Here is a 14,229-nt window from a genome sequence, read left to right as displayed (position 1 = left end):
GTGCAATTTTTTGGCCGGGATGTCCATTGCTGCGGCAGAGACCGCGCGGCAGAATCTGACAAAACGCAAAAATGGGAGGACGCATTTGCGAACCCAGGTCGCCATCATCGGTTCGGGGCCATCCGGCCTGCTGCTCGGTCAGCTTCTGACCGAGGCCGGCATCGACAATGTCGTTCTCGATCGCGTTCACAAGGATTACATCCTCGGCCGGGTGCGCGCCGGCGTTCTGGAGGAAGGCACGGTCGGGCTGCTGGATCAGGCCAAGGCGGGAGCGAGGCTGCATGCCGAAGGCCTGCCGCATGACGGCTTCTCCTTGGCTTTCGACGGCCGTGACCATCACATCGACCTGCACGACCTGACGGGCGGCAGGCGCGTCACCGTTTACGGACAGACCGAGGTGACGCGCGACCTGATGGAGCGCCGCGAAGCAAGCGGCGCCCTGTCGATCTACGATGCCGCCGATGTCGCGCCGCATGATTTCGACGGCCGCTCCACCTTCGTCACCTACACCAAGGACGGCGTCGCGCAGCGTATCGATTGCGACTTCATTGCCGGCTGCGACGGCTTTCACGGAGCGAGCCGCAAGGCCGTTCCCGAACCGGCGATCAGGCGCTTCGAAAAGATCTATCCCTTCGGCTGGTTGGGCCTGCTTGCCGACGTAGCACCTGTCAGCCATGAGCTGATCTACGCCAACCATCCGAGGGGCTTTGCGCTCTGTTCGATGCGCTCGGCCACGCGCAGCCGCTATTACATCCAATGCGGGCTCGACGAGAAGGCAGAGGACTGGAGTGATGACCGCTTCTGGGACGAAATCAGAAGGCGTCTGCCGGCGCATCATGCCGAAGCGCTGATGACGGCGCCCTCCTTCGAGAAATCGATCGCGCCATTGCGCTCCTTCGTCGCCGAGCCCATGCGTTTCGGCCGGCTCTTCCTCGTCGGCGACGCCGCGCATATCGTGCCGCCGACCGGCGCCAAGGGGCTGAACCTTGCGGCCAGCGACGTCCATTATCTTTTCTCCGGACTGATCGAGCATTACCGCGAAGGCTCGGACCACGGCATCGACACCTATTCGCAGACCGCGCTTGCCCGCGTGTGGAAGGCGGTGCGGTTTTCCTGGTGGATGACGACGATGATGCACCGTTTTCCCGATAGTGGCGATTTCGACCAGAAGATCCAGGAGGCGGAGCTGGATTATCTCACCCATTCCCGTGCGGCCTCGACGGCGCTCGCGGAAAACTATGTGGGACTGCCATTCTGACAGGAAGATTTGAGACTGGTGCGAACCATCGAGGTCCGCATTTTGAAAAGGGAGGAATCAAAACCATGAAGAAGCTCGTTCTCGCCGCGCTTGCGGCAATCGTGCTCAGCAGCGTTGCCCATGCCGACACCATCAAGGTCGGCGTCATCGGCCCGTTCTCCGGTCCGTTCGCCCTTCAGGGCAAGAACTTCAAGGCCGGCATCGACGCCTATATGGCGGTCAACGGCAGCAAGGTCGGCAACGACACGGTCGAGATCGTCTATCGCGACGTGCCGCAGGCCGATCCCGCCCAATCCAAGGCTCTGGCGCAGGAACTGATCGTCAAGGAGAAGGTCCAGTATCTGGCCGGCTTCTATTTCACCCCCGATGCCATGGCGGTGACGCCGATCCTAAAGCAGGGCAATGTGCCGATGGTCATCATGAACGCCGCCACGTCGGCGATCGTCACCAAGAGCCCGCTGGTCGTGCGCACCTCGTTTACCACCTGGCAGACCTCGACGCCAATCGCCAAGGTCGCGTTCGACGCGGGCGTCAAGAAAGTGATCTCGGTCGTCAGCGATTACGGCCCGGGCATCGACGCCGAGAATGCCTTCAAGACCGGCTTCGAAAAGGCCGGCGGCCAAGTGGTCGAGGCGATCCGCATGCCGCTCGCAACCAACGACTTCAGCCCGATCATGCAGCGCATCAAGGATTCCGGCGCGGAAGGCGTCTTCGCCTTCCTGCCCTCCGGCCCGACGACGCTTGGCTTCGTCAAGGCCTACAATGAAAACGGCCTGAAGGCCGCCGGTATCAAGTTCTTTGCGCCGGGAGATCTGACGCAGGAATCCGACCTGCCGGCGCTAGGTGACGCCGCACTCGGCATCCAGACGACCTTCCATTATGCCGTATCGCACGACTCGCCCGAGAACAAGGCTTTCGTCGAGGCCGCCGCCAAGGCGATCGGCAACAAGGCCGAACTCTCCTTCCCCGCGGTCAGCGCCTATGACGGCATGTATGTCATCTACAAGATGATCGAGGCGACGGGCGGCAAGCAGGATGCCGAAAAGGCGGTCAATGCGGTGAAGGGTCTTGCCTGGGTAAGCCCGCGCGGCCCGGTTTCGATCGACCCCGAAAGCCGTCACATCACGCAGAACATCTATCTTCGCGAAGTCGCCAAGGCCGATGACGGGACCTACATCAACAAGGAGGTCCAGACCTTCGAGAAGCAAGGCGATCCGGGCCTGGCCGCCGCCAAGTAACGTCCGGCATCGTGATAGGCGGCGGACGCGGGGCAACCCGCGCCCGTCGCATCGTAGCAAGGTATTTCCATGCAGACAGTCTTCAGCATAGCCGTCGACGCTTTTGCCTATGGCATGGTGCTCTTCGTCATATCGATCGGACTTTCCGTGACCATGGGGCTGATGCGGGTCGTCAACCTGGCGCACGGCGCCTTCGCGATGATCGGAGGCTATATCGCCTCCTATGCCGCCCGCGATCTCGGCCTCGCTTATGCGGTAGCGGTCATCGCCGCCATCGTCGTCACGATCCTCGTCGCGATCCCGCTGGAGCGTTTTCTCTACCGCCGGATCTACGGCGCGCCGGAGCTGACCCAGGTGCTGATGACGATCGGCATCACCTTCTGCGTCATCGGCATCGCCAATTACGCGATGGGGCCGACGCTGAAGACCATACCGCTTCCGGCCGCGCTGCAGGGATCAGCCGATCTCGGCTTCCGCACCATTCCCGTTCACCGGCTTTTCGTCATTCTTTGCGGCCTGGCTGTTGCACTGGGGCTCTGGTTTGCGATCGAAAGGACCAGCTTCGGCGTCAAGCTGCGCGCCTCCGTGGACGATGCGGCAATGGCTGCGGCACTCGGCGTGCGCACCGAGATCATCTACGCAGTGAGCTTTGCCGTCGCCGTCGGGCTTGCCGCTTTTGGCGGCGTGGTCGGCGCCGAACTCCTGCCGGTCGAGCCCTACTACGCGTTGCGCTACATGGTCACCTTCCTGGTCGTCGTCTCCGTCGGCGGCGCGGGTTCCATTTCGGGCGCGCTGATCGCCTGCCTGCTGCTTGGGGCAATCGATACGACGGGACGTTATCTGATGCCTGAATTCGGCGAATTCTTCTTCTATCTCGCGGTGATCGCGATCATTTGTGTTTTCCCGCGCGGCCTTGCCGGAAGGACGAAGTGAGATGGTGCTCGTGGTGAACAACGAAAACGGACGTCTTCGGCATCGGCGCGGGGCTCTCGGCCACGATCTCATCGGAATAGCGGTGATGACGGTCATCGCTGCAATCGGCTATTTCGCCTTCCCTGATAATCTGGCGCTTCTGACCCGGATGATCACGATCGCGCTGCTCGTCCTGTCGCTCGATCTGGTGACCGGTTATTGCGGCGTCGCAACGCTCGGCCATGCCGCGCTCTTCGGCTCCGGCGCCTATGCCGCCGGGATCCTGTCGGCGCATTACGGCATCAATGATCCGCTGCTGATGATGCTAGCCGGCATTGCAGGCGGCGCAATTGCCGGGCTACTCAGCGGCGTAATCATTCTGCGGGCGCATGGGCTGCCGCAGCTTGTGCTGTCGATTGCACTCATCAACCTCTTCCACGAATTCGCCAACAAAGCGTCGTCATGGACGGGAGGCAGCGATGGACTTTCCGGCATCGCGCCGGATCCGATCTTCGGCATTTTCGAGTTCGATCTTTACGGTCAAACCACCTTTTTCTTCGGCATGGCGCTGCTGCTTGTTGTCTTCGTGCTGCTCAGAATCCTGGTCCGCTCGCCCTTCGGCATGCTCTGCCGCGGCATAAAGCAGGACCCGCTGCGCATCCGCGCCATGGGTGCTTCGCCGAAGGCGGCGCTCATCAGGATGTACGTCATTTCGGGCGCCGTGGCTGGGGTCGGCGGCGCCTTGAATGCGATCTCGACGCAGGTCGTCGGCCTCGACAGCCTGTCTTTCACCCAATCTGCCGAAGCGTTGGTCATGCTCGTGCTCGGCGGTACCGGCTCTCTCTTCGGCGCGCTCTCCGGCACGGTCATCTTCATGCTCTTCGAGGACTATGTCTCGGCCGCCAATCCCTTCCACTGGCTGACCATGGTCGGCGCGCTGCTGATCGCCGTCGTGCTTTTCGCGCCGAAAGGCCTGTTCGGCACGGCTGCCGCCTTCGTCCGCCGTCGCAAGGAGGCACGCGCATGAGCCCGGTCTTCGAAGTTGTCAATCTCAGGAAAGCCTTTGGCGGCCTTGCCGTCACCCATGATGTGTCGCTGGCGATGTCTCCAGGCGACCGCATCGCGCTGATTGGCCCGAACGGCGCTGGCAAGACCACTTTCGTCAATCTCGTCACCGGCAACCTCGCCGCCGATTCCGGCGAGGTCCGCCTCGGCGGCGAGAGGGTGACGAAGGTCGATGCTATCGGCAGGGTCAAACGCGGTCTGGTGCGATCTTTCCAGGTGACACGGCTTTTCCAGGATATGACACCGGCCGAACATGTCGGGCTCGCTGTTCTTCAGCGGGACGGACGCAGCGGACGTATGTTCGGCAATTTCCTGCATATGCCCGAGGTCGTGGCGGAGGTCGACGATCTCCTGGGAAAGCTCGGGCTGACGCCGCTGATGCATCGCAAGGTCAGCGAAATCGCCTATGGCCAGCAGCGGCTTCTCGAGATCGCCGTGGCGCTGGCGCTGAAGCCGAAGGTGCTGCTGCTCGACGAGCCGGCAGCCGGCGTGCCGCAAAGCGATACCGGCCGCATCGAGCAGGCGCTTGCCGATCTGCCTGCCGATCTCGCCGTCCTCATGATCGAACACGATATGGACCTTGTCTTCCGTTTTGCCAGGCGCGTCATCGTGCTGGCGGCCGGCGCCATCATCTTCGATGGCCGGCCTGAAGACGTCACTAAGGATGCGCGCGTGCGCGAGGCCTATCTCGGGAGCTATGCCAATGCCAGCCCTGTCGCTTGAGGTCGAAAATCTGTCGGCCGGGTATGGGCCGACGCGCGTGCTCGAAGACATTTCCTTCTCCATACCGGCCGGCGCCCGGCTTGCCGTGCTCGGCCGCAACGGCATGGGCAAGACCACGCTTCTCGCCACGCTCGCTGGGCAGACCAAGCGCTATGAAGGCTACATCCGCCTCGGCGATTCCGATGTCACCACGGCGCCAAGTGCCGCACGGGCGCATAAGGGTCTCGGATACGTTCCGCAGACGCGCTGCGTCTTCCCGACGTTGACGGTCGAGGAAAACCTCTTCGTCGGCCTGAAGGCGCGGCCGAAAACGGCGCTTGAGGAAGCCTATTCCATGTTCCCGCGCCTGAAGGAGCGTCACCGCAACCTCGGCAGCCAGCTCTCTGGCGGCGAGCAGCAGATGCTCTCCACCGCCCGCACCATTCTCGGCCGCCCGTCCGTGCTGCTGCTCGACGAGCCGCTGGAGGGCCTGGCGCCGGTTATCTGCGAGGAGCTGATGGCCGCCTTCGCCGTGCTCGCCAAGACAGGCGACATGACCATCGTGCTTGTGGAACAGCGCATCCAGAGCGCGCTTGATTTCGCTGATCAGGTCGTCGTTCTCGAACGGGGCAGACTAGCCTGGGCGGGAACGCCTGCGAACCTCACCAAGGATCATGAGGCTGTCGAGAGCCTGCTGGGCGTTGGCGGTCTGCATTGATTGATAGCCGGCCGAAGTCGGGGCCGTCGGTGACCCCGCTCCGCCTTCCAGATTGAGCTTGGCCATTCATGCAGTATATCGTCATCACGACGTCATCATCGACCTGCCAATATTATCCTGACCGAAAGTTTCCTGCCGACCGAATTGATGGATCGCCTGAAGAGGCGAGAAACATGATGGCCGACCGTGCCGCAGCAGCGCAGGACAAGCCGTAAAACCCTGGTTCCTGCACCTTCTTTACTTGGGTGTTTGAGCTACAGCCGGCCGAAAATTCATGGGATTGACCGGAACTGCTCTGACCCTCCCAGCAATTTGGGTTGCCATACACCCGACAGGGTTGCATAGTCGAATTTAAAATCACACGGGAGGTAGAAATGGCAAATCACAAGCCGGTCGCAGGTGACGTATACCAGTCTATTTTCAACATCGACAACCCGATCGACGGCAACATCCTGGACAGCACCAGTTCCACAGATGCCGACGGAGATCGGGTGCGTCTCAACTTCGTGAACGGACAGCGAATTCCGCAGCCGGCCGATCCGGATGGACCCGCCACGACGACGACAATCGAGGGAAAATACGGCACGCTGACCGTCTATTCCAACGGCAACTACACCTATGAACTCGATCACTCCAACCCGGTGGTTGCAGCGCTCGGCCCGGGCGATCAACTCGTGGACCAATTCAATTTCAAGATATCGGATGGCAAAGGCGCCACCGACTTCGGCTTGCTCAATATCGCGGTCGACTTGCCGGAACGCGGCGACGTCTTCGTCAATTTCGAGGATGTCGGCAAACACGACTTCCCCACGGGTTACAAAGGCTTCGATTGGGGCGCTTGGCACGATGGTGATGATGCAACGGTACATAAGGAAGCCGACGGCAACCATTACCTCGCAGGGGGCGTGTTCTGGACACCCATCCAAGCCGCTGATGGCGGCACCTTCCAGATCGAGCAATTCAGCGTGGCAAACGGCACATCGGACTACGACAACGTTTTAACGATCGAAGGCAAGCTGAATGGCGATACCGTATTCCTGGTCACGGTCAACGTGACCGCCGACAGCATTCATGACCCGCAAGTGATCGATCTCAGCGCCTACGGCGAAATCGACTCTCTCGTGCTCGACACCGAGCCGGTCATTACCGAAACGAGCGGCCCGGATTATTATGGCGCACAATACGACAACTTTCATTTCATCGTTTGAGTGTCGTGCCGGATGAACAAATGGTGCGGCCTTCCGACCCGCATCGCAAACGAGGTGATGTTCCAGAGGTCAGGGGGCCGAAGCGGTTTGCCATGGTGAAGAATAACCACGAGCGTTACCCGCGGGAAGCATCCTCACACTGTAGCCGCCTGCCTAGTACCAATTTCTTGCGATAGCGGACGGACCTGCGTGTTTGCTAGCATGAGAATGTCCGAGGAGGACACGGGTGCTGGGACGGAGGAAATGATGCAGCCAGTCGGGATCAAGTTAGCGGCGGTGACGTTCTCGCTTGCCGTATGGGCTATTATTATCGCTGCCGCATCCAACCTTTGGACGATGAAGCTGCCAATATTGCTTCTGACGCAATAGTCCTGTCTTCGGCGCTAAAGCATGTCGCGCAAAAGTGTGCCGCGGTTTTGCGGCAACGACATGCGTGAAAACTAAGAGCTAAAGCCGTCGCATGAATCAAGTTTGACGCGATGCGCCTTAGCGGAAATCCTGCTGATCGGAAGCTGACCGGCTTTGCCGGCCGCAGGCCTGTTTGCGCTGCTGCCGATGCACTGCCGCGGCTGCCGGCACCGGCTCGAAGCAAGCCGCAAAAATCGCCAATTCTGCAATGAGAGTTGGTAGCGGAGGAGGGATTTGAACCCCCGACACAAGGATTATGATTCCTCTGCTCTGACCTACTGAGCTACTCCGCCACTGGTCAAACGATACCTGCTCGCGAAGCGCTGCGGGCTCGTGGGATGAGCGGCTTATAAGGTGCGCTTCGGCTTTGTGTCAAGCGCATGATGGAGAAAAACGCTGGGCTTTTCCGCCCGCCCTCTCCTATTGGTTTCAGGCGGCGACGGGGCTGGCCAGCAGGGCCTTCAGCGAGGCCTCGGCCGAGGGTTCGCGCTCGGAGCGGTCGATGAAGCCGCCGCCGAAGACCCGGGCATTGTCGCCGGGCGCGGAATAAAGCGCGCAGGCCTGGCCGGGGGCTATGCCCGCCTCTCCGACCGTCAGGTCGACATAGGTGCCCGTGGCATCGACATGCAGCACGGCGGGCGCCGGCGCCCGTGTCGAGCGGACCTTGGCGTAGCAGGCAAAACCGTTGCCGGAGGCAGCTTGCACAAGCGTCTCGTCGCCCAGCCAGTTGACGTCGCGCAGGTAGACGCGATGGGTTTCCAGCGCCTCCTTCGGTCCGACGATGACGCGGCGCGAGCGGGCGTCGAGAAAGACGACGTAGAGCGGCTCGCCGGTGGCGATGCCGATGCCGCGGCGCTGGCCGATGGTGAAGTGCAGGATGCCCTCATGGGTTCCAAGGATCCGGCCATCGAGATGGACGATTTCGCCGGCGAGCGCCGCATTCGGCTTCAGCTTGGTGATGATGTCGGAATACTTGCCCTGCGGCACGAAGCAGATGTCCTGGCTGTCGGCCTTCTTGGCGACGACGAGGCCCATCTGTTCGGCGAGCCTGCGGGTCTCGGCTTTCGGCAGGCCGCCGAGCGGAAAGCGCAGATAGTCGATCTGTTCCTGCGTCGTGGCGAACAGGAAATAGCTCTGGTCGCGGTCGGCATCGGCCGGGCGGTACAGCGCGCGGCGGCCGGGATGCTCCGGCGACGGGTTCGGCCGTGAACGGATATAGTGGCCGGTCGCCAGCGCATCGGCGCCGAGTTCCTTGGCGGTCGCCAGCAGGTCGGCGAACTTGACGGTCTGATTGCAGGAGACACAGGGGATCGGCGTTTCGCCGGCAACATAACTTTCGGCGAAGGGATTGATCACCGTCTCGCGAAAGCGCTTCTCGTAATCGAGCACGTAATGCGGGATGCCGAGCGTTTCGCAGACGCGGCGGGCATCGTCGATATCCTGGCCGGCGCAGCACGAGCCGGCGCGGTGAACGGCGGCGCCGTGGTCGTAAAGCTGCAGGGTAATGCCGAGCACGTCGTAACCCTGCTGTTTGAGAAGGCCGGCGACGACGGATGAATCGACGCCGCCCGACATGGCGACGACGACACGGGTCTCTTCCGGCTGCTTGTCAAAATCCAGTGTGTTCAACGGTGGTGCCAAATTCTGCGTGGGTCACGATCCGCCCTTGCGCTGCAATTGCGGCGGATTTGCCGATATCAGGCGGGATCGGCCGCCATTTCTCGATGAGCAATCGATATAGAAAGGATTGTACCGGGACGCAAGGGGCGGCCTCGGATAGAGAATTTTTGGAATTCCCGGCAAAGCAAGGCGCAGCCTGGCCACGCCTTGGAAGCGGGGGTGCGGCTCAGGTACCGATCAGCTTGTTGCAGGCGAATGCGACGCTCGGATTGGCGATGATGGCGGTCAAGAGCGCCAGTCCGATTATCGAGAATGAATAGCGTTTCATAGACATCCTCCTTTCCAGCCCAGGTGAATTATGACGGTTCGGCCGCCATTCTCAAAATGACGAATGCTTGAGCGGGGAGCCGGCTCGCCAGGAAATCATTCGATAGAATAATTTACACGCCGTGGAACGTTTCGCTCGATCATGCGTTGCAGGTGGTGAATGTCGCAATCGAATTACTGCGGAGGGTTTCATGGCCAGGTTCGGAACGACAGCGGATTACAGCAGGATCAGACACTGGATTGAGGAACGCGGCGGCCATCCCGCCCGTATCAAGGACGCCCGGGATAGCGAAACCGTCGGCATCGATTTCTCGTCTGCGCCGATGGAAGAAATTTCCTGGGACGAATTCTTCCAGGGTTTTGACGGCAGCCGGCTCGCTTTTCTACATCGCACCAAGGCACAGGACGATGCCGCCCGCCTCGGCCGGATCGTCCGCCGACGCAAGCACCACTGAATTCCATTCCTAACGCAGCAAAAACCCGGCGCCGTCCAGCGCCGGGTTTTTGCTGTTTTCCTTGGGAGGAAGAAACTTAAAGCGCGTCGCAGTTAACTTGATGCATGCGACGCGCTTTTAGCTCTTCGTTTTATGTATGTCGTTATCCGGGAACCGCTGCGCACTTCCCGGCGATGCATTAGTCGATATTGAAGGTGAGCAGCTTCGCCTGGCGGATCGCCTGGTGGGCGGTCAGCTGCCCAAGCACGGTGTCATCCACCTCGCCGTCGACATAGAGCAGCGCGATGGCGTCGCCGCCCTGCTTGTCGCGGCCGAGCTGGAAGTTGGCGATGTTGACGCCGGCAGCGCCAAGCGTCGTGCCGATGAAGCCGATCATGCCGGGAACGTCGGTGTTGGTGATGTAGATCATATGCGAGCCGACATCGGCATCGAGGTTGATGCCCTTGATCTGGATGAAGCGCGGCTTGCCATCCGAAAACACCGTGCCGGCGACCGAACGCGTCATGCTCTCGGTCGTCACCGTTAGCTTGATATAGCCGTCGAAGACACCCGTCTTGTCGCGCTTGACCTCGGAAAGCACGACGCCCTTTTCCTTGACCATGATCGGCGCCGAAACCATGTTGACGTCGGCGACCTGCGGGCGGATGAGGCCGGCAAGCACCGCGCTCGTCAGCGCCCGGGTGTTCATGTTGGCAGTGATGCCGTCATAGAGGATCTCGATTTCCTTGATCGGCTCTTCAGTGACCTGGCCGACGAAGGCGCCGAGAACATCAGCAAGGCGGATGAAGGGCTTCAGGATCGGCGCTTCTTCAGCCGTGATCGACGGCATGTTGATGGCGTTGGAGACCGCGCCCTTGACGAGGTAATCGGCCATCTGCTCGGCCACCTGGAGAGCGACGTTTTCCTGCGCCTCGGTCGTCGAGGCGCCGAGATGCGGCGTGCAGACGACGTTCGGCAGCCCGAAGAGCGGGCTTTCCTTGGCGGGCTCGACTTCGAACACGTCGAAGGCGGCACCCGCGACGTGGCCGGACTTGATGGCTTCGGCCAGCGCTGCTTCATCGACCAGGCCGCCGCGGGCGCAGTTGATGATGCGCACACCCGGCTTGGTCTTCGCCAGCGCTTCCTTGTTGAGGATGCCGCGTGTCTTGTCGGTCATCGGCACGTGCAGCGTGATGAAATCGGCCCGAGCGAATAGCTCGTCCAGCTCGACCTTGGTGACGCCCATCTCCTCGGCGCGCTCCTTGGAGAGGAACGGGTCATAGGCAACGACATGCATCTTCAGACCGATGGCGCGGGCGCAGACGATCGAGCCGATATTGCCGGCGCCGATGACGCCGAGCGTCTTGCCGGTGATCTCGACGCCCATGAATTTCGACTTCTCCCATTTGCCGGCCTGCGTCGAGGTATCGGCTGCCGGAAGCTGGCGGGCGACGGCGAACATCAGCGCGATCGCGTGTTCGGCCGTGGTGATCGAATTGCCGAACGGCGTGTTCATGACGATGATGCCGCGGCGCGAAGCGGCCGGAATATCGACATTATCGACGCCGATGCCGGCGCGGCCGACGACCTTGAGGTTCGTCGCTCCCTGGATGATCTTTTCCGTCACCTTGGTGGCGGAGCGGATGGCGAGACCGTCATACTTGCCGATGACGTCGAGCAGACGGTCCTTGTCCTTGCCGAGCTGCGGTTCGAAATCGACTTCGACGCCGCGGTCGCGGAAGATCTGGACGGCGGTTTCCGACAATTCGTCGGATACGAGAACGCGAGGTGCCATTGTGGCCTCCTTCAAAAGTGTTCAGCGATGGATGAAATCAGGGATGCCAGAGCATGATGCCGAAAAGTGTATGCGGTTTTCGGACGACATCATGCTCTTATTCTTTGATCCACTCCGCCCTGTGGCGGAGTCGGACGCGATCACGTCAGGCGGCCGCCTGAGCGAGCTGCGCCTTCTGGGTTTCGAAGGCCCAGGAAAGCCAGGGCATCAGCTTCTGCATGTCGGATGCCTCGATCGTGGCGCCGGCCCAGATGCGCAGGCCGGACGGCGCGTCGCGGTAATGGCCGACGTCATAGGCAACGCCTTCCTTTTCCAGCAGGCCGACCAGGCCCTTGGCGAAAGCCGCCTGGCCGTCTTCGTCGAGCGCCGCGATGTCCTTGTCGACGATCTTCAGGCAGACGGAGGTGTTGGAGGCCGTTTCCGCCTTGACGGCGAGATTGGCGATCCAGTCGTTTGACAAGACGAAATCATGGATGACTTTGGCGTTGGCATCGGCGCGCGCAATCAGCGCCTTGAGGCCGCCGAGGCCCTTTGCCCAGACAAGCGCATCGATATAGTCCTCGACGCAGAGCATCGACGGCGTGTTGATCGTCTCACCCTGGAAGATGCCTTCCGTCAGCTTGCCGCCCGAGGTCATGCGGAAGATCTTCGGCAGCGGCCAGTCGGGCGTATAGGTGGTGAGACGCTCGACGGCGCGCGGCGAAAGAATGATGACGCCGTGCGCGCCCTCGCCGCCCAGAACCTTCTGCCAGGAGAAGGTGACGACATCGAGCTTGGCGAAATCGAGTTCCTGCGCGAAAGCGGCCGAGGTGGCATCGCAGATCGTCAGACCCTTGCGGTCGGCAGGGATGAAATCGGCGTTCGGCACGCGTACACCCGAGGTAGTGCCGTTCCAGGTGAAGACGACGTCGCGGTCGAAATCGACGGTCGAAAGATCGGGAAGCTCGCCGTAACCGGCTTCGAGCTTGCGCACGTCCTTGAGCTTCAGCTGCTTGACGACATCGGTCACCCAGCCGGCGCCGAAGCTTTCCCAGGCAAGCATGTCGACGCCGCGTTCGCCGAGCAGCGACCAGAGCGCCATTTCGACGGCGCCTGTATCGGACGCCGGAACGATGCCGATGCGGTAATCCGCCGGCACGTCGAGAATTTCACGGGTAAGGTCGATGGCCTGTTTCAGCTTGGTCTTGCCGACTTTCGCGCGGTGCGAACGGCCAAGGGCCGCGTCGGAAAGAGCGTCTAGCGACCAACCGGGACGCTTCGAGCAGGGGCCAGAAGAAAAATGAGTATTATTCGGACGGATGTCCGGCTTTGCGGTCTTCGCCATGATGCTATCCTCTCAGATAGAAAGCCCTTCGTTGGGGAAGGGTGTCCCGCCGCCGTGTGTATGGATAGCAGGCGTCTTAGTCAAGATCGAAGTGTCGCAGAGAGAGGATATTTTGACGCAGGCACGCTTGACGCAGCAAAAGCCGCCCGGGCGGGCGGCTTTTCTGATGGGCGCGAATTGAGCTTACTTGTAGACCGCCGGCTGCAGCGGAATTTCCGGCGGCGGTTCGTAGCTCGCCTGGGCGCATCCGCCGAAGAGGTAGCGGCCACCGACGCGGACTTCATGGGCGCTGAGGCCCTTGTCTCGGCCCGGACCGCCATTTTCGGCATAGCCGAACATGTTGCCGCCATCGATATGCAGGTAGCGGTAGCCGACATCGGCCTTGAAGTTGCAGGTCACGTCGACCGAGGCGCCGGCCATGAGGGCGTAAGTAAAGCGCCAGTTGCCCTTGCCGCCATGGGTGACCTGATCGTCGCAGAAGCTGCCGTCATCGGCGCAGGCGACGTTGCGCAGGTTCTTCCACTTCACATAGGAACCACCGATACCGGCGCCGACATAAGGCGTAACATAGCCATAGGTGCCGAGATCGACATAGGCGTTGGCAAGCAGCGTGTAGGCGGTCAGCGAAGAGCGGTCGGTCGACGTGCAATCCACCAGCGGGAAGCCGCACTGCCCCACAGTCGAGCCCTTGAAATCAGCCTGCGTCAGATAGTCGAAGGTCAGATCGGTGCGCAGATAGCTATTGATCTGATAACCAACGCCGCCGCCGATCGTCCATGCGTCGTCGAGGTCAGCATCGTCGAAATCGACCTCGGTAGCGTTGCTGCCCTGGAAATAGCGGGCGCCGCGCAGATCGGTGAAGGCATAACCGACATCGCCGCGCAGGTACCAGCCGGTCGCTTCGCTGACCGTGACTTCGGGCGGCTGCTCCGGGATCGGTTCGGCAGGGGCGAGGTCCGCGGAATAGGCGTTTGTCGCGATCAACAATGCGGCGAAGATGCCGGACAAGCTTCTTTTCATGGATCCCACTCCAAAATTCGTTGAGACGGCAGGCTCAAGTCGCTGCCAAACTGATACGCTTCGGATGGATAATGAACGGGAAACGTTAAAAGCTGCTTAACCACGATTATTTACCGTAGATCCTGAAGCTTCCGGTAGAGGAAACATGAATTGCCGCGGTAAATCTTTGAAGAGACGCCCTTGTGAAGGAGATTTGGCTG

General features: G+C 61.1%; 12 protein-coding genes and 1 tRNA gene. 8 read left to right on the top strand and 5 right to left on the bottom strand.

Annotation, left to right across the window (positions count from 1 at the left end; genetic code table 11):
- Positions 1-85: 85 nt before the first annotated feature.
- The 7 genes from pobA (at position 86) to FHX03_RS19480 (ending at position 7,101) form a co-directional block, all read left to right on the top strand.
- Positions 86-1,258 carry a 4-hydroxybenzoate 3-monooxygenase gene (gene pobA, locus FHX03_RS19510; protein ID WP_183855028.1) on the top strand — a complete coding sequence of 391 codons (1,173 nt, stop codon included), beginning with the start codon at positions 86-88 and terminating at the stop codon, positions 1,256-1,258.
- A 65-nt stretch (positions 1,259-1,323) separates the two neighbouring features.
- Positions 1,324-2,496, top strand: a complete 1,173-nt coding sequence (locus FHX03_RS19505; protein WP_183855027.1) for an ABC transporter substrate-binding protein — start codon at positions 1,324-1,326, stop codon at positions 2,494-2,496.
- 69 nt (positions 2,497-2,565) lie between these two features.
- Complete coding sequence (locus FHX03_RS19500) at positions 2,566-3,429, top strand: branched-chain amino acid ABC transporter permease (RefSeq protein ID WP_097629262.1); 864 nt, start codon at positions 2,566-2,568, stop codon at positions 3,427-3,429.
- A gap of 1 nt (position 3,430) precedes the next feature.
- A complete protein-coding gene (locus FHX03_RS19495) occupies positions 3,431-4,435 on the top strand; it encodes a branched-chain amino acid ABC transporter permease (protein ID WP_097629261.1) in 1,005 nt (334 codons plus the stop codon).
- Positions 4,432-5,196 (top strand): ABC transporter ATP-binding protein, encoded by a 765-nt coding sequence (locus FHX03_RS19490; protein WP_183855026.1) that lies wholly within the window; start codon positions 4,432-4,434, stop codon positions 5,194-5,196. The genes FHX03_RS19495 and FHX03_RS19490 overlap by 4 nt, the downstream gene beginning before the upstream one ends.
- Positions 5,177-5,893 carry an ABC transporter ATP-binding protein gene (locus FHX03_RS19485; RefSeq protein ID WP_183855025.1) on the top strand — a complete coding sequence of 239 codons (717 nt, stop codon included), beginning with the start codon at positions 5,177-5,179 and terminating at the stop codon, positions 5,891-5,893. Before FHX03_RS19490 ends, FHX03_RS19485 begins: the two co-directional genes overlap by 20 nt.
- Before the next feature lie 374 nt (positions 5,894-6,267).
- A complete protein-coding gene (locus FHX03_RS19480; RefSeq protein ID WP_097629258.1) occupies positions 6,268-7,101 on the top strand; it encodes a VCBS domain-containing protein in 834 nt (277 codons plus the stop codon).
- A gap of 624 nt (positions 7,102-7,725) precedes the next feature.
- Here FHX03_RS19480 and FHX03_RS19475 read toward each other — a convergent pair.
- Together FHX03_RS19475 and mnmA are read right to left on the bottom strand one after the other, a co-directional pair.
- Positions 7,726-7,802, bottom strand: a tRNA-Met gene (locus tag FHX03_RS19475).
- 136 nt (positions 7,803-7,938) lie between these two features.
- Positions 7,939-9,138, bottom strand: a complete 1,200-nt coding sequence (gene mnmA, locus FHX03_RS19470; RefSeq protein WP_097629257.1) for a tRNA 2-thiouridine(34) synthase MnmA — start codon at positions 9,136-9,138, stop codon at positions 7,939-7,941.
- A gap of 509 nt (positions 9,139-9,647) precedes the next feature.
- Between mnmA and FHX03_RS19465 the strand changes: the two genes are divergently transcribed.
- The gene (locus FHX03_RS19465; RefSeq protein WP_183855023.1) at positions 9,648-9,911 is read left to right on the top strand and encodes a hypothetical protein; all 264 of its coding nucleotides are present in this window, start codon (positions 9,648-9,650) and stop codon (positions 9,909-9,911) included.
- Between the two features lie 178 nt (positions 9,912-10,089).
- Here the strand turns inward: FHX03_RS19465 and serA are convergent, their stop codons facing one another.
- From serA to FHX03_RS19450, 3 genes are all read right to left on the bottom strand, one after another.
- Positions 10,090-11,685 (bottom strand): phosphoglycerate dehydrogenase, encoded by a 1,596-nt coding sequence (serA, locus tag FHX03_RS19460; RefSeq protein ID WP_183855021.1) that lies wholly within the window; start codon positions 11,683-11,685, stop codon positions 10,090-10,092.
- 145 nt (positions 11,686-11,830) lie between these two features.
- On the bottom strand, positions 11,831-13,009 hold the full coding sequence (locus FHX03_RS19455; protein ID WP_097629254.1) for a phosphoserine transaminase: 1,179 nt from the start codon (positions 13,007-13,009) through the stop codon (positions 11,831-11,833).
- A 183-nt stretch (positions 13,010-13,192) separates the two neighbouring features.
- The gene (locus FHX03_RS19450; protein ID WP_097629252.1) at positions 13,193-14,029 is read right to left on the bottom strand and encodes an outer membrane protein; all 837 of its coding nucleotides are present in this window, start codon (positions 14,027-14,029) and stop codon (positions 13,193-13,195) included.
- Positions 14,030-14,229: the final 200 nt, after the last annotated feature.

This window comes from Rhizobium sp. BK456, from assembly GCF_014194045.1.
GTDB classification, from domain to species: domain Bacteria; phylum Pseudomonadota; class Alphaproteobacteria; order Rhizobiales; family Rhizobiaceae; genus Rhizobium; species Rhizobium redzepovicii.
Note: the sequence above shows the minus strand (reverse complement) of the source record. Positions and strands in the feature narration are given on the sequence as shown.